24 protein-coding genes are annotated in these 22,215 nt (G+C 64.9%); 12 read left to right on the plus strand and 12 right to left on the minus strand.

Translation table 11 applies throughout. The features are described 5' to 3' along the window. Window positions 1-132: 132 nt before the first annotated feature. Both spt and MRBLMA1_RS19880 read right to left on the minus strand, forming a co-directional pair. Entirely contained in the window at window positions 133-1,350 is a 1,218-nt protein-coding gene (gene spt, locus MRBLMA1_RS19875) for a serine palmitoyltransferase (RefSeq protein ID WP_133653723.1), read from the minus strand. 258 nt (window positions 1,351-1,608) lie between these two features. Then, a complete protein-coding gene (locus tag MRBLMA1_RS19880) occupies window positions 1,609-1,851 on the minus strand; it encodes an acyl carrier protein (protein ID WP_133653724.1) in 243 nt (80 codons plus the stop codon). An 81-nt stretch (window positions 1,852-1,932) separates the two neighbouring features. Between MRBLMA1_RS19880 and MRBLMA1_RS19885 the strand changes: the two genes are divergently transcribed. Next, complete coding sequence (locus MRBLMA1_RS19885; RefSeq protein ID WP_363739222.1) at window positions 1,933-2,487, plus strand: Pycsar system effector family protein; 555 nt, start codon at window positions 1,933-1,935, stop codon at window positions 2,485-2,487. A 47-nt stretch (window positions 2,488-2,534) separates the two neighbouring features. Here MRBLMA1_RS19885 and MRBLMA1_RS19890 read toward each other — a convergent pair whose 3' ends face one another. The 4 genes from MRBLMA1_RS19890 to MRBLMA1_RS19905 form a co-directional block, all read right to left on the minus strand. Continuing rightward, window positions 2,535-2,813 carry an ETC complex I subunit gene (locus tag MRBLMA1_RS19890; RefSeq protein WP_363739223.1) on the minus strand — a complete coding sequence of 93 codons (279 nt, stop codon included), beginning with the start codon at window positions 2,811-2,813 and terminating at the stop codon, window positions 2,535-2,537. Between the two features lie 58 nt (window positions 2,814-2,871). After that, on the minus strand, window positions 2,872-5,343 hold the full coding sequence (gene hrpB / locus MRBLMA1_RS19895; protein ID WP_363739224.1) for an ATP-dependent helicase HrpB: 2,472 nt from the start codon (window positions 5,341-5,343) through the stop codon (window positions 2,872-2,874). A gap of 39 nt (window positions 5,344-5,382) precedes the next feature. Continuing rightward, the gene (locus tag MRBLMA1_RS19900; RefSeq protein ID WP_363739225.1) at window positions 5,383-6,162 is read right to left on the minus strand and encodes a TSUP family transporter; all 780 of its coding nucleotides are present in this window, start codon (window positions 6,160-6,162) and stop codon (window positions 5,383-5,385) included. A gap of 87 nt (window positions 6,163-6,249) precedes the next feature. Continuing rightward, entirely contained in the window at window positions 6,250-7,278 is a 1,029-nt protein-coding gene (locus tag MRBLMA1_RS19905; protein WP_363739226.1) for a polyprenyl synthetase family protein, read from the minus strand. A gap of 144 nt (window positions 7,279-7,422) precedes the next feature. Here MRBLMA1_RS19905 and MRBLMA1_RS19910 point away from each other — a divergent pair, with 144 nt between their 5' ends. After that, a complete protein-coding gene (locus tag MRBLMA1_RS19910; RefSeq protein ID WP_363739227.1) occupies window positions 7,423-7,713 on the plus strand; it encodes a chorismate mutase in 291 nt (96 codons plus the stop codon). A 36-nt stretch (window positions 7,714-7,749) separates the two neighbouring features. Here MRBLMA1_RS19910 and MRBLMA1_RS19915 read toward each other — a convergent pair whose 3' ends face one another. From MRBLMA1_RS19915 to MRBLMA1_RS19930, 4 genes are all read right to left on the minus strand, one after another. After that, window positions 7,750-9,102: an amidohydrolase gene (locus MRBLMA1_RS19915; protein ID WP_363739229.1), complete on the minus strand. Its 1,353-nt coding sequence runs from the start codon at window positions 9,100-9,102 to the stop codon at window positions 7,750-7,752. A gap of 196 nt (window positions 9,103-9,298) precedes the next feature. Further along, the gene (locus tag MRBLMA1_RS19920) at window positions 9,299-9,676 is read right to left on the minus strand and encodes a hypothetical protein (RefSeq protein WP_363739231.1); all 378 of its coding nucleotides are present in this window, start codon (window positions 9,674-9,676) and stop codon (window positions 9,299-9,301) included. Window positions 9,677-9,804: 128 nt separating this feature from the next. Then, complete coding sequence (locus MRBLMA1_RS19925; protein ID WP_133653733.1) at window positions 9,805-10,611, minus strand: 3-hydroxybutyrate dehydrogenase; 807 nt, start codon at window positions 10,609-10,611, stop codon at window positions 9,805-9,807. Then, entirely contained in the window at window positions 10,608-11,786 is a 1,179-nt protein-coding gene (locus tag MRBLMA1_RS19930; RefSeq protein WP_363739233.1) for a patatin-like phospholipase family protein, read from the minus strand. The genes MRBLMA1_RS19925 and MRBLMA1_RS19930 overlap by 4 nt, the downstream gene beginning before the upstream one ends. A gap of 158 nt (window positions 11,787-11,944) precedes the next feature. Here MRBLMA1_RS19930 and ypfJ point away from each other — a divergent pair, with 158 nt between their 5' ends. Further along, on the plus strand, window positions 11,945-12,814 hold the full coding sequence (ypfJ, locus tag MRBLMA1_RS19935) for a KPN_02809 family neutral zinc metallopeptidase (RefSeq protein ID WP_363739235.1): 870 nt from the start codon (window positions 11,945-11,947) through the stop codon (window positions 12,812-12,814). Window positions 12,815-13,019: 205 nt separating this feature from the next. Next, complete coding sequence (locus MRBLMA1_RS19940) at window positions 13,020-13,190, plus strand: hypothetical protein (protein ID WP_363739237.1); 171 nt, start codon at window positions 13,020-13,022, stop codon at window positions 13,188-13,190. 158 nt (window positions 13,191-13,348) lie between these two features. Here MRBLMA1_RS19940 and MRBLMA1_RS19945 read toward each other — a convergent pair whose 3' ends face one another. Beyond that, the gene (locus MRBLMA1_RS19945; protein WP_363739239.1) at window positions 13,349-13,540 is read right to left on the minus strand and encodes a hypothetical protein; all 192 of its coding nucleotides are present in this window, start codon (window positions 13,538-13,540) and stop codon (window positions 13,349-13,351) included. Window positions 13,541-13,622: 82 nt separating this feature from the next. On the opposite strand from MRBLMA1_RS19945, the gene MRBLMA1_RS19950 reads away from it, so the two are divergent. From MRBLMA1_RS19950 to MRBLMA1_RS19980, 7 genes are all read left to right on the plus strand, one after another. After that, a complete protein-coding gene (locus MRBLMA1_RS19950; protein WP_363739241.1) occupies window positions 13,623-16,310 on the plus strand; it encodes a bifunctional [glutamine synthetase] adenylyltransferase/[glutamine synthetase]-adenylyl-L-tyrosine phosphorylase in 2,688 nt (895 codons plus the stop codon). Between the two features lie 2 nt (window positions 16,311-16,312). Next, window positions 16,313-16,774 carry a thioredoxin-dependent thiol peroxidase gene (gene bcp / locus MRBLMA1_RS19955; protein ID WP_363739283.1) on the plus strand — a complete coding sequence of 154 codons (462 nt, stop codon included), beginning with the start codon at window positions 16,313-16,315 and terminating at the stop codon, window positions 16,772-16,774. Further along, window positions 16,771-17,580, plus strand: coding sequence for a ferritin-like domain-containing protein (locus MRBLMA1_RS19960; RefSeq protein WP_363739243.1), 810 nt, complete (start codon window positions 16,771-16,773; stop codon window positions 17,578-17,580). Before bcp ends, MRBLMA1_RS19960 begins: the two co-directional genes overlap by 4 nt. Window positions 17,581-17,687: 107 nt before the next feature. Beyond that, window positions 17,688-18,410: a M23 family metallopeptidase gene (locus tag MRBLMA1_RS19965; protein WP_363739244.1), complete on the plus strand. Its 723-nt coding sequence runs from the start codon at window positions 17,688-17,690 to the stop codon at window positions 18,408-18,410. Between the two features lie 78 nt (window positions 18,411-18,488). Beyond that, window positions 18,489-18,815, plus strand: coding sequence for an iron-sulfur cluster insertion protein ErpA (gene erpA, locus MRBLMA1_RS19970; RefSeq protein ID WP_133653741.1), 327 nt, complete (start codon window positions 18,489-18,491; stop codon window positions 18,813-18,815). 66 nt (window positions 18,816-18,881) lie between these two features. Further along, window positions 18,882-19,655 carry an exodeoxyribonuclease III gene (xth, locus tag MRBLMA1_RS19975; RefSeq protein ID WP_133653742.1) on the plus strand — a complete coding sequence of 258 codons (774 nt, stop codon included), beginning with the start codon at window positions 18,882-18,884 and terminating at the stop codon, window positions 19,653-19,655. A 68-nt stretch (window positions 19,656-19,723) separates the two neighbouring features. After that, a complete protein-coding gene (locus MRBLMA1_RS19980; RefSeq protein ID WP_363739246.1) occupies window positions 19,724-20,242 on the plus strand; it encodes a DUF2239 family protein in 519 nt (172 codons plus the stop codon). 140 nt (window positions 20,243-20,382) lie between these two features. Here MRBLMA1_RS19980 and MRBLMA1_RS19985 read toward each other — a convergent pair whose 3' ends face one another. Then, window positions 20,383-21,222 carry a metallophosphoesterase family protein gene (locus tag MRBLMA1_RS19985; RefSeq protein WP_363739248.1) on the minus strand — a complete coding sequence of 280 codons (840 nt, stop codon included), beginning with the start codon at window positions 21,220-21,222 and terminating at the stop codon, window positions 20,383-20,385. 66 nt (window positions 21,223-21,288) lie between these two features. Here MRBLMA1_RS19985 and MRBLMA1_RS19990 point away from each other — a divergent pair, with 66 nt between their 5' ends. Beyond that, window positions 21,289-22,191 (plus strand): diacylglycerol/lipid kinase family protein, encoded by a 903-nt coding sequence (locus MRBLMA1_RS19990; RefSeq protein WP_363739249.1) that lies wholly within the window; start codon window positions 21,289-21,291, stop codon window positions 22,189-22,191. The last annotated feature ends 24 nt before the right edge of the window (window positions 22,192-22,215 follow it).

Here is a 22,215-nt window from a genome sequence, read left to right on the forward strand (position 1 = left end):
CGTCCGTCATCGACAGTTACACTAGATGAACAATGTTAAGCGAGAAATGCCGCAGGTGAAAGGTTCCGTTTTTGCGGCGGATTCCGTCTCGTTAATCGGCCGTCCGGTCGTAAAGCCGATGACAGGACGCGTTCAGCCGATCGCCCCGGTCGCCTTGCCTGCCGCCTCGAACATGCCGATGATCTGCCCAACCTGTTCATCGCTATGTTCAGCGCAGAGCGAACAGCGCAGCAGAAAAGTTCCAGCAGGTGTCGCCGGAGGGCGCGCCATGTTGACGTAGAGGCCGAGCTCCAGCAGCGTCTGCCACATGGCGACGGCCTGCGTCTGGTCGGTCAGGATGACGGCGATGATCGCGGATTGCGGGGTTTCCGTGCCCAGCTTGAAGCCAAGGTCGGAGAGGCCCTTGTGCAGCCGCTGGCTGTTCTTCCAGAGATGGGCGCGCTTCTCGCTCGCGTGCATCAGCTTGCGGATCGATGTCGCTGCGGTCGCGACGACGCTCGGCGGCAGGGATGCGGTGAAGACATAGGGACGGCAGACGAGGCGCAGCACTTCGAACTTCGGGTGGTTGGACACGCAGAAGCCGCCGACCGTGCCGACCGACTTGGAGAAGGTGCCGACCACGAAATCGACGTCCTTCTCGACACCCTGCTCCTCATAGACGCCCCGGCCATTGGGGCCGAAAAAGCCCATGCCATGGGCTTCGTCCACCAGAATCATGCAATTGGGATGCTTGCGCACCGCGGCGACCATGTCGGGCAGGGGGGCGACGTCGCCCAGCATCGAATAGACGCCCTCCAGCACCACCAGCTTCAGGGCGTCGGCGGGCAGGCGGCCCAGGCGCTTGTCCAGATCCTCCACGCTGTTGTGGCGGAAGCGGACGATCTCCGCATCGCCCAGGAAGCAGCCGTCATAGATGGACGCATGGCTGTCGGCATCCAGCACGACATAGTCGCCCTTGCCCGCCAGCGTCGAGATCATGCCCAGATTGGCCTGATAGCCGGTGGAGAAGACCATCGCGCCGCTGGTGCCGTAGAAGTCCCGGAGGGCGTCCTCGACCTGCCGGTGGCCCTGATAGGTGCCGTTCAGCAAGCGGCTGCCGGTGGTGCCCGCGCCGAAATCGTCCAGCGCCTTCTTGCCCGCGGCGATCACCTCCGGGTCGAAGGTCATGCCCATATAGTTATAGGTGCCGAGCAGGATCGTGTCCTTGCCCTTGATCACGGCCAGGGTGGGCGATTTCACTTCATCCATGACGATGGCGAAGGGATCGCGCACGCCGGTCGCCAGCAGCGCCTCCCGTTCTGCGATCAGGGAATCGAACTTGGAGAAGAGGTCGCGGGTATTGGTCGTCATATGTGGTCCCTTAACCCGTTCGTCCTGAGTTCGGACCGGGCGCAGCCAAAGCCCCTCTCGAAGCCCGTCATGCTGTTCCCCGGCCCCTCGATCCGCCATTTCGACACGCTTGATGGCTACTCGGCACGAACGGCAAATAATCACTGGAGCGACTTTTGATCTGATTGGATCAGATCGGCCACTCTATTCCTTTATTTTACCGCGATTTCCTGACCGTCGGATGACGCCATCCGACCGGAAATCGCTCCAGGGCGGCCTTTAGCCCTTCAGCTTCGCTACGGCATCCACAAGCTGGCCCACCGTCTCGATCTCGGCCTGCATGTTCATGGTGATGATGATGTCGAATTCATCCTCGATCGCGGCGACGAAATCCATCACCGTCAGGCTGTCCCACTCCAGATCCCCCGCGAAGGTGGTCGCCTCGGTCAGTGCGACGTCCTTTTTGTTGAAAGGTGCGATCTGGCCCAGAACGCTGTCGAAAATTTGCTGGCGATCCGTCATTATCCCTGGTGCTTTCCGTGAAAGAGCGGCTTTTGCCCTCAAGCGTCGCTCTTTGGCAAGGGAATAAGGCGGCAATCGGGCATGAGTGTCGCGAAAAAAGGGGAGGGGATGATGACCCAGGCGACAGATGCGCCGGTGCCCAATGCGATCCACCTGCTGCGCACCGCGGTCCAGACCAACATGCAACTCAGCCAGATGGCCGATCAGAAGGCGAACATGCTGATCGGCGCGTCGATGGTGGTCTTCACCCTCTGCGTTGGTCAATTGCGGTCGGGTGCGCTGGTCTGGCCGGTGGTGGTGCTGGCGCTCGGCGTGTTTCTGGCCGCGACCTGTGCGATCCTGGCGGTGTTGCCGAATGTCGGCCGGTCGCGCAGCGGTGTGACGGAGGATGACAATCTGCTGTTTTTCGGCGTCTTCACCAGCCTCAGCGAAACCGAGTTCAGTGCGCGGATGATGCGGCTGGTGGCGGATGACGACGCGCTGTGCCGGGCGATGCTGCGCGACATGTATCAGAACGGTCAGGTGCTCCAGCGACGCAAATATCGCTGGCTGGGCTATGCCTATCGGTTGTTCCTGGCCGGGGTGGTGATCAGTTTCGCCACGCTGGTGGCCGACCTGGCCTGGGGATGGCGATAAGGAAGCCAGCGATCGGTCCCGGCTGCCTGGAAATTGCTTCCGGCGCCTTACCGGAAATTATCGGCGTAGGCCTGGATCTTCAACGTCTTGGGCGCGGTCGGAATGACCGTATAGGCGATCCCCTCCCGCTCTGCATAGGCGCAGGCGGCTTCCTCGGAAGAGAAGGTCAGCCTGATCTGCTGCCTGGTGTCGCCGGAACCCGCCCAGCCGGTCAGGGGGTCGGGCTTCTTCGCTTCGGCAGCCACATATTCCAGCACCCATTTGCGGGTCAGCGCCTTGCCGGACTGCAGGGCGTTCTTCTGGATCTGATAGATGCGCGCGCTCATCGCGATGGAGACTCCTGAGGGAAGATCGGGTTGCGTTGCACCAGCGAATGGACCCAAGTCAAGGCTTCCCCTTGGCATCGGCCCGTTTCGTGCGCAGCGTGGCGCTGGCTGCCGCCGGATCGTCCGGCCAGGGATGCTTTGGGTAGCGGCCGCGCATTTCCTTGGCGATGGCGCGCCAACTGCCCGCCCAGAAGCCGGGCAGGTCCTGCGTCGTCTGGATCGGCCGGCCGGCGGGGGAGGTGAGGGAAAGGACCAGTGGAATGCGCCCGCTGCCGACGACCGGATGTTGGTCGAGGCCGAACAGGGCCTGGACGCGCAGCTCGACGCGGGGGCCGCCCTCAGCGGCATAGTCGATTTCATGGCCGCTGCCGGCGGGGGAACGGAATTCAGGCGGGGCGAGCCGGTCGACCTGCTGCTTGCCGTCCCAGCCGATCAGCCCTTCCAGCACGCCGGAAAGTTGCGATCGGTCGATGTCGGAGAGCCGCCGCCTGCCCTGCAACAGCGGCGGGAGCCAGTCGTCCAGCGTCTCCATCAGCGCGGCGTCCGAGAGCGCCTCCACCCCGGCAAAGGCGGCCCGCATCCTGAGCGACCGCGCGGCGTCCGACCAGGGAAGCAGCTCCAGCCCACCCTGCCGCACGCCCTCGACCAGGGCGGCGATGACCGCGTCGGAATCGGGCCGGTCGTCGGAGCCGGAGGAAAGCCGCACCGCGCCCAGCCGCCTTTCACGCAGCGCCTCTATGCCGCCATTGGCGGGCCGGAACCGCACGGTGCGATGCTCCGCGATCCGGCCGGCGAACAGGGCAATCACTTCCGCCTCGCTGATCGGCGCGGCGGAAAGGATGCGGGCGCCGGCCGCACTGCCCTGCACTTCGCCCACCGCCAGCCATTCCCCCCTTGCCAGCGGGCTGAGCGGGTCGAGCCGGAAGCCGCGTCCGCCGATGCTTGCCCAATCGGCCCCGTCCGCGGAGCGGCGTTTGGCAAGCCGGTCCGGGAAAGCAAGGGCGAGGCAGAGACCGGCTTCATGGCCTTCTTCCGCAACCAGAGGCGAAGTCCTGGCTGCGTCTGCCGGGGCCAGCTTCGCCCACCGCTTCGCCATCGCCCGCGTGGCGTCGGCCCGCTTCCCGCTCTCGCGCCGCCAGCGGATTCGCCGCTGCGAAAGGTCTGTATCCTGCCCGCCGATGCCCCGTTCGCCAAGCAGGACGGCGATTTCCGCGGCGACCGTTGCCAGTCCCATCTCGCCGGCCCGCACCAGCATATGGCCAATGCGCGGCTCCAGCGGCAGGGTGGCGAGCATCTTGCCATGCGCGGTGATGCGGCCGTCGGCATCCAGCGCCTCCAGCGCCATGAGCCGCTTGCGCGCCTCCGCCACGGCGGCGGCGGGCGGCACGTCCAGCCAGCGCAGGCGAGCCGGATCGTCCACGCCCCAGAGCGCGCAATCCAGGATCAGGCCCGACAGGTCGCTTTCCAATATCGCCGGCGGGTCGAAGGGCGGCATGCCCGCCGTCGCTGCTGCTTCCCAGAGGCGATAGGCCACGCCCGGCCGCTGTCGCGCCGCACGGCCGGCCCGCTGGGTTGCGGCCGCCTGACTCGCCCGCTCCGTCACCAGCCGCGTCACCCCCGCCGCCCGGTCGTAGCGGGGCCGTCGCGCCAGCCCGCTGTCGACCACGATGCGCACGCCCTCGATGGTCAGGCTGGTTTCCGCGATGGAGGTGGCCAGGATCACTTTCCGCCGTCCCTCCCGCGAGGGGCGGATCGCAGCCCGTTGCGCCGCGGGTTCCAGCGAGCCGTGCAGCTTGTGGACCTCTGCCCCAGCACCTTCCAGCCGCTCCGCCGTCCGTTCGATTTCCGCCACGCCCGGCAGGAAGGCGAGCAGGTCGCCTTCCGCCTCATCGCTGAGCGCCTGGCGAATGGTGGCCGCCATCGCATCCTCTATCCGCCTTTCTGCGGCGCGTCCGACATGGCGCAGTTCCAGCGGCTGGATGCGGCCCTCGCTTTCCACCACCGGCGCGTCATTCCCTTCATGGGCCAGCAGCGTGGCGAAGCGCGCGCCGTCCAGGGTAGCGGACATGGGCACGATCCGCAGGTCGGGTCGCAAGGCGCCCTGGGCGTCGAGAGCCAGTGCCAGTCCGAAATCGCTGTCCAGGCTGCGCTCATGCACTTCGTCGAAGAGGACGGCGGAGATGCCCGAAAGCTCCGGATCGTCCTGGATCCGCCGCACGAAAATCCCTTCGGTCAGGACAAGCAGGCGGGTTCGGGCGGAAAGCCGCGAGTCCATGCGTGTCGCATAGCCGACCGTGCCGCCAGGCTCCTCGCCGATCAGTTCGGCAATCCGCTCCGCCGCTGCGCGTGCCGCAAGCCGGCGGGGGGAGAGCAGCAGCACCTGCCCTGTGCACCAGGGCTCGTTCAGCAGGGCCAGGGCGACCGCGGTCGTCTTGCCCGCTCCCGGCGGCGCCACCAGCACGGCATTGCTGCCTTCGCGCAGGACGGCGAGCAGGTCGGGCAGCACGGCATGGATGGGCAGGGCGGTCATGCCTGTCCCTCTCGCGTCATTCCGGGCCGAGCGCAAGGATCAGCCGAACAGCAGCGCGTGGATGGGGTTTTTTGGATCGATCAGCATCTTTGCCGTCAGCGCCAGCGACATGATGATCAGCAGCGGGCGGATCAGCCGGCTGCCGAAGCGCATGGCGAGCCGCGATCCGATCTGCCCGCCGGTAATGCTGCCCACAGCCATGGCAAGGCCGACGATCCAGAGGACATGGCCGCCCGCCATCATGGTGAGCAGGCCGGCAAGGTTGCTGGCGAGATTGGCCGCCTTGGCCTGCGCAGTAGCCCTGACAAGGCCGAGGCCGCCCAGCACGATGAAAATCGTGGTGTAGAAAGTGCCCGCACCCGGCCCGAAGAAGCCGTCGTAAAAGCCGATGACGCCGATCAGCAGGCTGAGCAGCCCCAGCCCGACGCGCTGACGCCGGTCCATCTCGCCGACCTTCGGCGAGAAGGTGAAATAGGCGGCGAGCGCGATCAGCAGCGCGGGCATCAGCCCCGCCAGGATCGAGGAATCGACCCGCTGCAACAGCCACGCTCCGCCAGCCGATCCCGCAAAGGCGGCACATATGGGCCAGCGATAGGCCTTCAGATCCATATGCCCCGCGCGGGCATAAGCGAGGCAGGCGCCGAAAGTGCCGAGCGCCGATTGCAGCTTGTTGGTCGCCACCGCCGGAACAGGCGGGATTCCGGCAGCGAGCAAGGCGGGCAGGGCGATCAGCCCGCCGCCGCCCGCCATCGCGTCGATGCACCCCGCCATCAGGGCGGCGGCCATGAGGAAAGCGATGGTTTCCGGGGAAAGGATCATGGGCGACAGGTCCTGGCGGAACGAAGCGCTATGTGCTCCTGCCACCACAGGAACAGCATGGTCGAAACGAACCGGCCTGCCAAACCCTCAATAAGCCCGCGCGATGGCGAATTCGACCGCTTCGGTCAGCGCGGCCTTTGCCTTGCCATTGTCGAACATGCCGAGCGCGTCGATGGCCCGTTGTCCATAATGCCGCGCCCGCGCCAGCGTGTCCGCGATCGCGCCTGTCCCGCGCAGCAGAGCCGTGGCATGCGCCAGATCCTCGTCGCTCACCCGGTTGCCGGCGATGGCCTGCTTCCAGAAGGCGCGATCCTCTTCCGACCCGCGCGCATAGGCGAGGATGACCGGTAGCGTCACCTTGCCGTCGCGGAAATCGTCGCCCGCATCCTTGCCCATGGTCGCACCGTCGGATTCATAGTCGATCGCGTCGTCGATAAGCTGGAAGGCGATGCCAAGATTCCGGCCATAGACGTCCAGGGCCTGCTCCTCCGCCTCCGTCCGGTCGGCGACCACGGCGGAGATGCGGCAGGCGGCGGCGAACAGGGCGGCGGTCTTCGCGCCGATAATGTCGAGATATTGCTCTTCGCTGGTGTCGATCTTGCGCTGGGCGGTCAGCTGGTTGACTTCCCCCTCCGCGATCACGGCGGACGCGTTGGAGAGAATCTTCAGTACCTTCAGCGATTCCGCCTCGACCATCAGTTCGAAGGAGCGGGAGAAGAGAAAGTCGCCCACCAGCACGCTCGCGCTGTTGCCCCAGATGATGTTGGCGGTCTTGCGTCCCCGGCGCAGCCCCGATCCATCGACCACGTCGTCATGCAGCAGCGTCGCGGTATGGATGAACTCCACGGCCGCGGCCAGCTTGTAGTGGCGCGATCCGGCATAGCCCACCAGATCGGCGCAGGCGAGCGTCAGCATCGGCCGCATCCGCTTGCCCCCGCCGGCGATCAGATGGCCGGCGAGTTCCGGGATCAGCGGGATGCGCGACTGCATCCGGTCCAGTATGACGGCGTTCACCTGGTTCATGCCCTCGGCGACAAGCGCCATCATGGAGGCGAGCGAAGGCGCGCTGCTGGCGCGGCCGATGGGGTGGACGTTGCCGGTGGCGGATGCTGTCATGACAAGGGCCATGTGGCGGCGCAAAATGCTAAAGGCAAGCGGGAATAGCTTGCGCGGGCGTCTGGAAACGGCAAAAAGCGCCGATATTTTGATCGATGCATCGTTCGGGCGCAAAGCCGCCGCCATGGCGATGCCTTGCGGAGGATGAAAGTGGACGAAACGCTGAAGCGCTATCGCGAGAGCATCGATAATATCGACGCGGCGCTCGTCTTCATGCTGGCGGAGCGGTTCAAGATCACGCAGGCCGTCGGCGAGCACAAGGCGACCCACGATTTGCCCCCCGCCGATCCGGGGCGGGAGGAGCGCCAGATTGCCCGCCTGCGCCAGTTGGCCACCGATGCCAATCTGGATCCCGATTTCACCGAGAAATTCCTGCGCTTCATCATCGATGAGGTGATCCGGCATCATGAAAGGCTGCGGGAAGCCCAGGGCTGAATGCCCTCCCTACGGGCAGCGTCGTGACGGCGGCTGTCACTCCCGCTTCAATATGGTCATCGCCAGCACGGTCATGGCCTCGCTCGCGGTGGCGATGACCTTGTCAGCCTGGGGCGCCCAATAGGGGCTGTGCAGCGAGGGCAGGCTGATCGCGCCGGTCCTGGCCTTCTCCATCTGCTCCGCCGGCACGCCGCCGACCCAGAAGATGAAGCTCTCGATGCTCTTGTCCGCGCGGTAATAGCGGCCAAAGTCCTCGCCAGCCATGGAGGCCTTGGTCTCGCCGACCGTTCCCGCGGGAAAATGGGCCTTCAGCACATCTGCCATGCGGTTGGCGAAAGCGGGGGGATTGTAGGTGGAAGGGGTGAATTCGTCCTTCACGGAGATCACCGGCATCCTGTCGTCCGGCACGCCGGCCGCGATCGCTTCCCCCCTCGCGATGCGTTCTATGCCCCGGATCAGCTTTTCCCGCGTTTCGTCCGAATAGCTGCGCACGGTGAGCAGCATCTTCGCCTCGTCGGGGATGATGTTATGCTTGGTGCCGCCCATGAAGCTGCCGACGGTGACGACGGCCGGGTCGAACGGGTCCTGTTCCCGGCTGACCAGCGTTTGCAGGGAGGTAACGATCCGTGCGCCCAGCACGATCGGATCGCGCGTCGTCTGCGGATAGGCGCCATGGCCCCCCGAACCCCGCACCAGCAGGTCGATGCTGTCCACATTGGCGAGCGCAAAGCCCGGCGTATAGCCGATCTTCCCTGCCTCCAGATTGGCCGCGTCGTGAAAGGCGATGGCATGGGTCGGGCGCGGGAAACGGGTGTAGAGACCATCCTCCAGCATCAGCCTGGCGCCGCGTCCCACTTCTTCGGCAGGCTGGAGGATCATCACCAACGTGCCCTTCCACTCCTCCTTCATGGAGGAGAGCAGCCGTGCGGTTTCGATGAAGGCGGTCATGTGCGTGTCATGGCCGCAGGCGTGCATCACGCCGGTCTCGGTCCCGTCGCCGGTCTTGGCCCTGACCTTGGAGGCGAACTCCAGACCCGTCTGTTCGGTAACGGGCAGGGCGTCCATGTCGGCGCGGATCAGCAGCACGGGGCCGGATCCGTTCTTCAACACCGCGACTACGCCTGTACCGCCCACCTTTTCGGTGACGGCGAACTTCATCGCTTTCAGCCGCCGGGCGAGCTTGGCGGCGGTGGCGCTTTCCTGTTCCGACAGTTCGGGATTGGCGTGCAGGTCACGATAGAGCGTCATCAGCCCGTCCATGTCCTTCGCGATGGTCGCGGCGATGACATTGGGCGGCGTTGCCACCTCGGCGGGTGCGCCGGGAGGCTGGGCATGGGCAATGGAAATAAGGCTGGCGGCGGCCATGATGGCCGTCAACGCATGACGCATTGATGGGTCTCCCTGATGGTGGGGGGACCATAGGGGCAATTTGTCGGTGTTTTAAGAGCGATTATCTCGTCGGTCGACTCTGCAGCCAGAAAAGACTGGAGCCGCCCTCAGCGCTCATCGCCGTGAGTGAATAGAAGTGGCCCGCCGCCTTTGCCTTCTGGAATTCCGCCGTTGGGAGATGCGCGCCGTCCCGCCATTACGCGCCATCCCATAGCAGGAAATAGGTCACGGTTGTTTTCAGATCGACCGCAGGAGGGAAGCCCAGCCAGTCTTTGACGTTCCCGGCAAGCGCTGCCAGATCGCCAGAATTGCCATCGCTCTTGATGCCACAACTGCGCCAATTTTCCCCAGCCCTTTCATCGTCGCTGGAGTGCAGCGTCATGGGGGCTGGTCCTTCGAGCTGCCGCTCGTCTTCCCTGACCGATGCGATCCTGTGCCAGCCTTGCGCATCCGCTCTGGAAAGTGTGGCCTGAGGGGGAATATCGGCAGGGCAGAATTCGCGGAAGGCGCCCAGCATGGCCGATGCGGGCGTCACGATGGTGGATGCCGTCAACGCGATGGACAGCAACAGCATGACGCCCCTTCCTTTCGCGTAGAGCACGCTGCGTTAAATCGGATGCAGGACGCATGCTCCAGTTTTTTGTTTTCGCATCGTTTCAAGCGCAAAACCGGTTCCCACTTTTGCGCACGATGCTCTAGGCCCTACTGCGCGGTCCAGCCGCCGTCGATGCTCATATTGGCGCCAGTGATGTTCGCGGCGGCATCGCTGCACAGATAGAGCGCCATGGATGCCACCTGATCGACCGTGACGAACTGCTTCGTCGGCTGCCCCGCCAGCAGCACGTCGTTCATCACCTGCTCCCGCGTCATGTTGCGCGCCTTCATCGTGTCGGGAATCTGGTTCTCCACCAGCGGCGTCCATACATAGCCGGGCGAAATGCAGTTCGCCGTGATGCCGAAGGTCGCCAGTTCCAGGGCCAGCGTCTTGGTGAAGCCCGCCAATCCGTGCTTCGCCGTCACATAGGCGCTCTTGAAGGGGGAGGCGGTAAGCGAATGCGCCGAGGCCGTCTGGATGATCCGCCCCCACTTCTTTTCCTTCATATAGGGAATGGCGAGGCGGGAGGTGTGGAATGCGCTGTTGAGATTGAGCGCGATGATGAGGTTCCATTTGTCGACCGGGAAATCCTCGACCGGCGCGACATGCTGCATCCCGGCATTGTTGATGAGGATATCGACGCCGCCGAAAGTGTCGGCGGCTTCCTTCATCATCGCCTCGATCTGCCCGGTGTCGGTGAGGTCATGGCCGCTGTAGAGCGCCTTTGCTCCGCTCAACGCCTCCAGCCCGACGCGTTCCTTCTCGATGGCGTCCGCGTCTCCGAAACCGTTGATGACGACATTCGCGCCTTGGCCGGCAAGCAGCTTGGCATAAGCGAGACCGATGCCGGAGGTCGACCCGGTGATGAGGGCAGTCTTGCCCGACAGGAACTGGCCGGATTGGGAATTGCTCATGCCTGCTTCTCCTTGAGATGGTCGGGTGCGTCGAGGTCGAAGCTGGAGCTCTTCCCATTGACGATGTTGCGGGCGATGAGGTCACCCTTGTGCATCACTTCCTCCACCGCGTCGCGGCCCTGGGACCAGTGATCGAGCATGGTGGCGCGGGAAAATTCGAAGTCGCGCGCGCCGCTTTCCCAGGCGCGACTGCGATAGATGAGATGGACGATGTTGACCGATCCGGTGTCCAGCAACTGCCGCAACCGTTGGGCATCGGCATCGTCCTGCAATTCGGGCGGCAGCTTTTCGAGCAGCGCGCGGATCGCCTTATGCTCCTTGCGCAACCGCAGATACTGGTCGGTCACCTGACGGGTACGGCTGGAATATTGAATGTCCTTGGTGCGGGAATAGACGTCGGTCATCTGGCGCGGCATCGGCCCTTCGGCAGGGAAGAGATCGACCTGGAACACCAGCATGTCCTCGCTCTGGTGGTCCAGCACATGGGCAAGCGGGGTGTTGGACACGATGCCGCCGTCCCAATACCAGCGGCCGTCGATCTCGATCGGCGGCAGGCCGGGGGGCAGCGCGCCCGACGCCATGATGTGGCGCGCGTCGATGCGGGTGTTGCCCCCCCGGCCGCGCGTGTCCCAATAGGCGAAATTGCCGCTTTCCACGTCCACCGCGCCCACCGACAGCCTGACCGGCCCGTCGTTCAGCAGGTCCCAGTCGACGCACGCGTCCAGCGTGTCCTTCAGCGGCGCGCTGTCGTAGAAGCTGATCGCGCCGGGCGTACCCTCCGGCATCAGCGGCGCGGGCCACAGGCGCGGGCGGAACATGCCCGGCACGCCGAAGGTCGCGACCGACCCGGCCGCCATCAGATGGGCGGCCTCCCGGATATGGTCGATCTCCGGCAGGACGACATTGGGCATCCCGCCCGAGACGGTCAGCCAGAATTTCTTGAGTCGACCAAGGCGTTTATGCGGCGGATTGCCGGCGATGATGGCGGCGTTGACGGCGCCGATCGAAATACCCGCAACCCAGCTGATGTCGATGCCCAGCTCGTCCAGCCGCTGATAAACCCCGGCCTGGAAGGATCCGAGCGCTCCGCCGCCCTGCAACAGAAGGGCGACTTCGCGGGGAAGGGGCAGGGGCGTGTTGGCGCGCCGGCGCGGCTGGGATTCGGTATCGGCCATGTCGCAGCGCAATATAGAATAGTCGCTCGGCATTCCAACTGAATGTCTCGTTACAATCTCTTCATGGGGCGTCATGGCCCGCGCAACCCGCGCCGCATCGGGGGCGTTCCCACGCGTGACGGAATGGAATAGGCAGGCGAGGGAAAGAGAGGGACGAGATGCGGCTCGACGACGAACGGGAAAGCACCAATTTCGAGATCCAGGACGGGCGTGGCGGCCTGGGCGGTGGGCTGGGCGGCGGCCTGGGGCTGCTGCTGCCGCTGATCGGCAGCCGGTTCGGCTGCGGCGGAATCGTCGTGGTGCTGATCATAATGGCGGTCATGGGCGTCAATCCCCTGAGCCTGATGGGGGGCGGCGGCCAGATGCCGCAGGGTGGCGAGGTCTCTCGTGATTCCTCCAGGCTCAGCGACGTGCAGCACTGGTCCCTCAAGGTGCTGGGATCGACGGAGCGCGTTTGGGGATCGCTGTTCCAGCAGGCGGGTCAGCAATATCAGCCCACGGTCCTTTCCTTCTATTCCCAGAACGGTTCGTCGGGATGCGGCGCGGCGCAGAGCGCCATGGGCCCCTTCTACTGCCCCAATGACCGGAAAGTGTATCTCGACACCGACTTCTTCACCGAATTGCGGCAGCGCTTCGGCGCGCCCGGCGATTTCGCCCAGGCCTATGTGATCGCGCATGAGGTGGGTCATCATGTGCAGGATCTGGAAGGAACGCTGGGCGAGGTGAATCAGAAGCAGCGCGCCGTCAGCGAGGCACAGGGCAACGCGCTGCAGGTGCGGGTCGAATTGCAGGCCGACTGCTATGCGGGCGTGTGGGCCAAGCGCACTGGCCTGATGGAACCGGGCGATCTGGAAGAAGGGATGAAGGCGGCCCAGGCGATCGGCGACGATACGCTGCAAAAGGCGGCTGGCCGCCGTCCCGTTCCGGAGAGCTTCACCCATGGGACCAGCGAGCAGCGGATGACCTGGCTCCGCAAGGGATTGGATAGCGGTGACCCCGCGCAGTGCGACACATTCAAAGGCGCCTGAGGTCCGGAGATCTGAGTCCCGTCCTTATTTCGGCTATTTCGGCGCCTCGCCCGACAACTGAACGCTTTGGATCGGCGCGGAGTTTGATGCGGGTGCGGCCGGCAGTCCGGCTCCGGGGGCGAGAAGGGGCCTACCCGCTTCTGGCATGGGCTGGCCGAAGGAGAGATTTCCTGCGTCCGGCGCGGGCGGTGGCGGCGGAGACGGCATGGCTGCGGCCGGCGTCACGACTGGAGCCGGCGTCGGCATCATCACCGGAGCCGGGGTTGGCGCCATGGGTGACGGAACTGCTGTCTGCGGGGCTGACGGCACGATGCTCTGCACCGTCAGCACGACGATCGGGGCGGCGATCAGCGTCACCGCGGCAAAGGCCTTGTAGATCATGAGCGCGCGTCCTGCATTGTGCGCGCTACCGTAAACCGCCGAAGTAAATAAAATGCTAGAGCGATTTCCAGGCGACCGGAACCGATCGCTGGTCAAGAAATCGCGGGAAACAAGGAATCCAGAGCAGCGATCTGAATCAATCAGATCGAGACCCTAATGCTGGTCCAGCTTCGCCAGCAGGTCGAGCATGTCGTCCGGCACCGTCCCACTGCTGGCGCGGAAGGTCGATCGCAACGCATTGCCCACCCCCTCATAGGGCTGCGGCACGCCGACGTTCAGGACGCGGCGGATCGCGCCTTCCTGAATCCGGGCTGACCGGCCGAAGGGTTTACGTTGCATTTCCATGATCAAATAACTGCCAAGTCGTGCAAAAGTTTCTGGCGTTCGTCGCAGCGGCAAGCAATATCGGCTCCATTATGGGAGATTTATGGTGACGGACCGTTTGGCGGTCGCGACGAGGATCAGGGCGCATTCGCCCTTCCTCGCTCGGCAATGGGATCGTTTTCCGGATATTGCCGATCTGGTGGAGCGCGGGAATTTCGACGGCGCCTGGGCGGCCGCGCAGCAGGTGGTGGCGCCGGAGGATGGTATCGCCCGGTCGTTGAGGCGCAGGCGCGGGGCGGTGGCCCTGGTGACCGCCGCTGCGGATCTGGCGGGCGCCTGGGGACTGGACCGGGTGACGCGTACCCTGTCGGATTTTGCCGACCAGGCACTGGAGGAGGCCCTAGCCGCCGCCATGGCTGAGCGCTATCCGGATGCGGAAAAGCGGGGTTTCGTGGTGCTGGCGCTCGGCAAGCATGGCAGCCGGGAACTCAACTATTCCTCCGATATCGACCCGATCCTGCTCTACGATCCCAGGACGTTGCCCCATGGCGAGCGGGAAGACCCGGCGGATGCGGCCGTGCGCATCGGCCGGCGGGTCAGCGAACTGCTGAATGCCCGCGACGGCGACGGCTATGTGTTCCGCGTCGACCTGCGCCTGCGACCTTCCCCGGAGGCAACGCCGATCGCCCTGCCGGTGGAGGCGGCGATCGGCTATTATGAATCGACCGCGCTCGGCTGGGAGCAGGCGGCGTTCATCCGGGCGCGGCCGGCGGCGGGCGACATCGCGCTCGGCGATTATTTCATGCAGGCGATCCGTCCCTTCGTCTGGCGCCGCAGTCTGGATTTCGGCGCTATCGATGCGATCACGGACATTTCGCGCCGGATCCGGGACCATTATTCGCAGGGGCAGGCCTTCGGGCCCGGCTATGACCTGAAGCGCGGGCGTGGCGGCATAAGGGAGGTCGAATTCTTCGCCCAGGTGCACCAGCTCATTCATGGGGGCCGCGATCCGTCCCTGCGATCGGGCAATACGCGGGAGGCGCTGCGCGCTCTGGCGGGTGCCGGCGTGTTCGAGGGCGATGTGGCCGCCAAGCTGGACGAAGCCTATGTTCTTTTCCGCACCGTCGAGCACCGATTGCAGATGGTGGAGGACCGCCAGACCCATGAATTGCCCAAATCGGCCGAGGCGATGGACAATGTCGCGCGGCTGCACGGGCTGGAGGATGGCGGCGCGCTGCTTGATCTGCTGCGTCCGCATGTGCAGTGGGTGGGCAGCAATTACGACCGGCTGACCCCTGCGGCGCCCAGCGAATCGCTGTCGGTGGACGAGGACCGGCTGAAGGCGCAGCTTGTCGACCTGGGCTTTGACGATCCGGAAACACCGCTGGCACGGATCGCGCGCTGGCGTTCGGGCACAGTCCGCGCGCTGCGCAGCGGCGCGTCGCGAGACGCGCTGGAGGAGTTGCTGCCGGGATTGATGCGGACGCTGGCGACGGCGCCCGATCCGGCGAGGGCGCTCAACCGGTTGGACGACCTGATCGGCCGTTTGCCGAGCGCGATCAACTTCTTCAAGCTGCTGGCGGCCCGGCCCGGCCTTGTCGAACTGCTGGCCGAACTGCTGAGTCATGCGCCGACGCTGGCCGATGCGCTGGGGCGGCGGGCGGAACTGCTGGACGGGCTGATCGACACATCCGCCTTCGACCCGCCGCCCGCCGTGGGGATATTGGCTGACCAGTTTGCCCGGCTGGAGGAGGGGGAGGATTATCAGGCGCTGCTTGACCGGGTGCGCCAGCGGGTGAACGACCGGCGCTTCGCGTTGGGCGCGCAGATCATCCGTGGCGGCGATCCGCTGGAAGCAGGACGGGGCTATTCCCGCGTTGCCGAAGCTGCCATCGAGGCGCTGAGCGCGGCCACGGTCGCTGAGTTCGAGCGCGCCCATGGGAAAGTGCCCGGCGGCGAGATGGTGATATTGGCGCTCGGGCGGCTGGGCGGCGGGGTGCTGACCCATGCCTCCGACCTCGACCTCGTCTATCTCTTCACGGGCAGCTTTGAAACCGAATCCGATGGCGCGAAGCCGCTGGGCGCAACGCAATATTTCAATCGCCTGGGCCAGCGCATCACCAATGCCCTGTCGGTGCAAACGGCGGCGGGGCCGCTCTATGAGGTCGACACCCGGCTTCGCCCCTCCGGCGCGCAGGGCCTGCTGGCGGTGAGCCTCGACAGCTTCGCCCGCTACCAGCGCGAGGAGGCCTGGACCTGGGAGCATCTGGCGCTCACCCGTGCCCGCCCGGTCTTCGGTTCCGGTGCGGCGCGGGCGGCGCTGGGGGCGATCCTCACCGAAACGCTGGAGCGGCCGCGTGACTTCGAGGAGCTGGCGCGTCAGGCGGTGAAGATGCGCGGCGACATCGCCAGGCATAAGCCGCCTGCGGGCGACCTGGACGTGAAGCTGGTGCCGGGCGGGCTGGTCGACCTGGAATTCCTGATCCATATCACCCAGTTCCGTCACAATATGGCGTTCGACCCCGATTTGCGCGCCGCGCTGGAGCAGCTTGTCGCGGCCGGCCACCTGCCGGCCGAACTGGTCGGGGCGCATGACCTCATCACCCGTTTCCTGATCGTTTCCCGCCTGGTTTCGCCCCGATCGACCGAACCTCCGCAAGCCACCCGTCCTCTGGTGGCGCGGGCCTGCGGCGTCGAAAGCTGGGACGCACTGCTTGAAAGCTACGCACAGGCCCGGCAAAGGGTGGCTGACGCGTGGGCGGCGCTGGCCGCGCCCTTCAAGGAGGAATGACGATGTTGGACGTGGGCGATGCCGTGCCGGAAGTGACGCTGAAGGATGCCGACGGCGCGGATTTCACGCTGGCGCGCTACAGGGGCAAGCCGCTGGTCGTCTATTTCTATCCCAAGGCGGACACGCCCGGCTGTACCAGCGAAGCGAAGGATTTCACGGCGCTGGCCGCTGATTTCGCTGCATTGGGCATGCCGGTGGTCGGGATATCCAGGGACAAGCCGGCCAGGCTCAAGAAATTTGCGGAGAAATATGGGCTGACCGTCACGCTTGCCTCCGACGAGCCGGGCGAGATGTGCGAGGCTTTCGGCACCTGGGTGGAAAAATCGCTCTATGGCCGCAAATATATGGGGATCGAGCGGGCAAGCTTTCTGGTTGGCGCTGACGGGAAGATCCAGCGCATCTGGCCGAAGGTGAAGGTCAAGGGCCACGCCGCCGAAGTGCTGGAGGCAGCGAAGGGCCTTTGACGCTCCCTATCGCCATCGACAGCGTGGGCGCGGCCTGCGCGCATGTGCTGCTGACCCCTGATCCGCTGGCCAAGCTGATGGCGGCGCGAGCGGTTGCGCGCGGCTGGCGGATGGGGCGGCTGGCGCATCGCTTCGAAACGGACATGCCCGATCGTCCGGCGCGCCCGGACCAGCCCGAACTGCTGCCGCCCAACCAGATGCCCAAGCGCGGCAAGATCGGTTCGGATCGGGCGCGGATCGCGATGCTTCATGCGCTCGCCCATATCGAATTCGTGGCCATCGATCTTGCCTTTGACCTGATCGGACGGTTCGGGGCGGAATTCCCGCGCGACTTCACCGATGACTGGATGCGCGTGGGCGCCGACGAAGCCATGCATTTCGCGCTGCTAGACCGGCGGTTGCGGCAACTTGGCAGCCATTATGGCGCTCTGGCGGCGCATGACGGGCTGTGGCAGGCGGCCAGCGAGACGGCGCATGATGCGCTCGCCCGCCTTGCCATCGTTCCGATGGTGCTGGAGGCGCGGGCGCTCGACATCACCCCCGCCACCATCCTTCGCTTCCAGGGAGCGGGGGATGAAATGTCGGCGCGCATTTTGCAGAGGATCATGACGGATGAGATTCGCCATGTCTTTGCCGGGACGAAATGGTTCGACCATGCGACGAAGCGGCTGGGCGTGAACCCCGCAAATCATTACCAAATCCTTGTGAAACGCCACTTTCGGGGCGCGTTGAAGCCGCCGTTCAACGACTCGGCGCGTCGACAAGCCGGTTTAACGCGGGAATTTTACACTCCGCTTGCACAATGAGCCGGGACATGTCCTCTTCGCTCCAGCGGGTGGCGGCATCAGTCGCATTTTGGTTAACGTGGGGATAGCCGAGAGGCACAAGCCTCCGGTTGATAGTCGGGGTCGGCATGTTGGTTCTTCAGATTGAAAATGCGCGCGCTGCGCGATGGTTCCGTTCTGCGCTCAAGATGGTTGGAGCAATGGGTATGGCAGGAGCGCTATGCGCCGCCGTACCGGCCCAGGCCAAGGCCGACGAAGACGATCCCTATGGCGATGCGTCGGAAATCAACACCAGCGCGCTTGGCCCTGCCGATGTCGGTTTCTCCAATCTCTTCTCCAGCCTCCAGCGGCTGGACGGCCAGACCAAGTCGGCCAACTACATCCCCTCGGGACGTCCGGTCGAGAAACTCTCCCTGACCTCCAATTTCGGTGTCCGCTCCGACCCCTTCAACGGCGGCGCCCGCATGCACAAGGGCATCGACATCCCTGGCCCGTTGGGCACCAAGATCTACGCGACAGCCGACGGCATCGTCAGCCGCGCCGGCTGGGCCAGCGGTTATGGCAATCTGGTGCAGATTTCGCATGGCGGCGGCATGGAAACGCGCTACGGCCATATGTCGAAGCTGCTGGTTGCCGCGAACAGCTATGTCCATCGCGGCCAGTTGATCGGCCTCATGGGTTCGACCGGCCGTTCCACCGGCAGCCACCTGCATTATGAGGTGCGTGTCGATGGTCAGGCGATCAATCCCATACCCTTCGTGGCTGGACCCGACTATCTGGTGGCGATGAACACCAAGCCGCCGGTCGCCATGGGCGGCCCGACCAGGGCCCAGGAAAAGGCGGCCGACTGAAGCCCCGCCAATCTTTCTTTCCCAAGGCCCGGCAGGCGAGAGCTTGTCGGGCCTTTTGCTTGATCCTATCTAGGCGCCATGATCGACATTGACCTTACATCCTCGGCCGCTGCCCGTGTCGCCGCCATCGCGGCCAAGCAGGGCAAGCCCGCGATCCTGCGCCTGGCGGTGGAAGGCGGGGGCTGTTCGGGTTTCCAATATCGCTTCGGCCTGGCCGATGCGGTGGAGGCAGACGATATCGCGGTCGAACGGGACGGCGTCACGCTGGTGGTCGACGATGTCAGCATCGACCTCGTTCGCGGATCGGCGGTGGATTTCGTGTCCGACCTTGGCGGAAAGGCGTTCAAGGTGACGAACCCCAACGCCACCGCTGGTTGCGGCTGCGGCACAAGCTTTTCGATTTAATCGCCGCACCGCTCTTGTAGAGGGGCGGATGAAGTCTTTAGGGATGCGCGCAAGGAGATTTGGGCCATGCGCATCGCCACCTTCAACATCAACGGGATCAAGGCGCGCCTGCCGCGCCTGCTGGAATGGCTCGACGAGACGCGGCCCGACATCGCCTGCCTTCAGGAAATCAAGACGTCCGACGAGACCTTTCCGGTGAAGGATATCGAGGATGTCGGCTATGGCGCGATCTGGCACGGGCAAAAGGGGTTCAACGGAGTCGCGATACTGGCCCGTGGAGAGACGCCGGTCGAGGTGCGGCGCGGGCTGGAGGGTGAGGTCGAAGACGAACATAGCCGCTATCTCGAAGCCGATGTGAAGGGGCTGCGCGTCGCCAGCATCTATCTGCCCAATGGCAATCCCCAACCGGGACCGAAATTCGACTATAAGCTGCGCTGGATGAAGCGTCTGCGCCTCCGCGCCGCGGAGATCTGGGCAGAGGAAGTGCCGGCGGTCCTGGCGGGCGATTACAATGTCATTCCCCGCGACAGGGACGTTTATTCGGTCAAGGCCATGGCCGACGACGCACTGATGCAGCCTGAAAGCCGCGCTGCCTATCGCCGCCTGCTGGGCGATGGCTGGACCGACGCCATCGCTTCCCGGCATCCGGCGGGCGGGGTGTGGACCTATTGGGATTACCAGATGAACGCGTGGCCGCGTGACGCGGGGTTCCGGATCGATCATCTGTTGCTGAGCCCGGCCGCCGCCGACCGGCTGATCGACGCGCAGGTCGACAAGGATTTTCGCGGGCGGGAAAAGGCGAGCGACCATGCCCCGACCTGGGTAGAACTGACGGAATAATTTTACCCGGAATTTATTTGACTTTATTTTATCCGGATAATAAATCGCGTGCCGAAGGAGATTTCGGCATGACACGTACTTTGACGGCCTTTGCGGGCGACCTCTGGATTGCGACGGGCGATGAGGAAGAGGTGCGCGCGACGCTCCATGCCATGGGGACGGAGGCGCAGTCTCTGCTGCTGTTCGATGACAGCACGGGCCGGCAGGTGGATATCGACCTGCGCGGTTCCGCGCCGCAGCTTCCCCGTGGCCGCGGGCGTCCCCGGCTCGGCGTCCAGGCGCGTGAAGTGACGCTGCTCCCCCGGCATTGGGATTGGCTGGCGGCGCAACCCGGCGGCGCTTCCGTAACGCTGCGGCGATTGGTCGAGGCGGCGCGCAAGGATGCCGGGGCAAAGCCTTCGCCCCGCGCGGCAATGGACGCGGCCTATCATTTCCTGACCGTGATGGCGGGCGACCGGGCCGGCTATGAAGAGGCCATCCGCGCGCTTTATGCGAAGGATAGGGCCGGGTTCGAAAGCGCCTCCGCCGACTGGCCTCACGCCATCCGGGATCATGGCGCGGCCCTGGCCGAGGCAGCATTCGGCTAGGCCGGATCGACATTCAGCCCTGACGGCCTGCAAATGTCGGCCTTTCGTGCTTCCGGTGCTCACGTACCGGAAGTACGCTGCGCGCCGGGTCACGAAAAACCACCATTTTCGGCTCGTCATCATCTGAATGTCGATCCGTCCTAGGGCGCGGACATATCCCGTTTGATCCATGCGCCGCCTTGTTTGAAATAGCCGATATGCTGGCCGCGCTGGAAGCTGGCGCCGTCCCATGCCACCACCTGCAACTCGATCTCGTCATGGCGGTGGACGTGCAGCCAGTTGAAGCTTTGCGGTTCGGCATTGCGAAGGCGGGTGGAGGTCGCGGTTCCCGCCTGGATCACCAGCGCGCCGCCGGCATGCGCCACCATCTTCTCCGCCGCCTCTGCATAGGTTTGGTGGAAATGGCCGGCCAGCGCGATGTGAATGCCCGCCTCCGTCGCCGCCTGCACGGCATCCTCATGGCGGCCGACGGCTTCGCTCAATTCCCCGCCCTTGCCGATCGGCATGGCGAAGAGGGGATGATGGGTGACGAGAATGCGCGTCTTGTCCGACGCCACGGACGCGAATTTCTCGCGAAGCATGTTCATCTGCTCATGGTTGATCCGCCCATCCTTGATGGTCAGCGATCGCGCGGTGTTGAGGCCCAGTATCGCGACCGCCTCATCCTGGTAGAAAGGGCATGGATCATTGCTGATGTAGCGCTTGTATCGGCGCAGCGGCGCGCCGAAGCGGCGGGCAAGATCATAGAGCGGAACGTCGTGATTGCCCGGGACAACCAGTAGCTTCATGCCCGCCGCCCGCAGCCGGTTGAGCCAGGTTGCCGCTTCACGAAACTGTTCGCGCCGCGCGCGCTGGGTAAAATCGCCGCTGATGACCACCAGATCCGGTTGCTGCTGTTGCAGCCAGGCTTCGGCGGCGGTCACGATCCGGGGATCATGCGCGCCGAAATGAATGTCCGACAGATGAGCGATGCGAGCCATTGCTCATCAACGGGCAAGGCCTTTCATGGTTTCGGACCTCCGGGCGCGGTTGCGTGTTGTTGAGGCATGGAAACGATATCCCCACCCGCCAGGAATTTGCCGCGTGAAGCGGTTCTGATCGTCAATGTGCATTCCCGCCGGGGAGAGGCGTTGTTCAAGGACGCCAAGGCCATGCTGGAAGAAGCAGGGCTGCGCCTGATAGCGGCACATGCGGTGAAGGAGCCGGAGCGATTGCAGGAAACGGTACGCGGCGCCGTAGCGGATGGTGCGCCTATGGTGATCGTGGGTGGAGGCGATGGGTCGCTTTCCGGAACGGTGGACGAACTGGTGAGCAAGGATTGCGTCTTTGGCGTGTTGCCGCTGGGCACCGCGAACAGTTTTGCGCGGACCCTGGGCATTCCGCTCGATCTGGAGGGTGCCGTGGCGGTGATATCCGGCGGCCGGCGGCGGCGCATCGACCTGGGCATGATCGACCGCGACTATTTCGTGAATGCAGCCTCGCTCGGCCTGTCGCCTCGCATTGGGGAGACGGTGCCGCACAAGCTGAAGCGCTATCTGGGCCGGGTCGGCTATCTTCTATGGGCGATCAAATGTTCCATAGGCTTTCGCGCCTTCCGGTTGACGCTGGACGACGGCGTGAAGCGGCGCAATATGTGGGCGACGGAGGTGCGCATCCTCAACGGCCCCTATCATGGCGGGGTGGAACTGTCCGACCAGGCGGATGTGGACACCGGGGACATCGTCATACAGGCGGTCGTCGGGCGCAGCCATGCCCGGCTTGCCTGGGACTGGTACGCCAAATTCTTCAAGCTGCGCGATCGCGATGCGCAGACGGAGGAGTTTCGGGGCAAGGCATTCCGGATCGAAACCCGGCCGCCGCAGCGCATCTCCATCGACGGCGAAGTGCTGGCCAGCACGCCGGTCACGGTTCAGGTCGCGGCGGGCGCGGTGGAGGTGGCGGTTCCCTGACCGTCCTCCCTGCACCTGCGGGCA

Origin of the sequence: Sphingobium sp. LMA1-1-1.1 (assembly GCF_040676365.1) — a bacterium.
Lineage (GTDB): Bacteria > Pseudomonadota > Alphaproteobacteria > Sphingomonadales > Sphingomonadaceae > Sphingobium.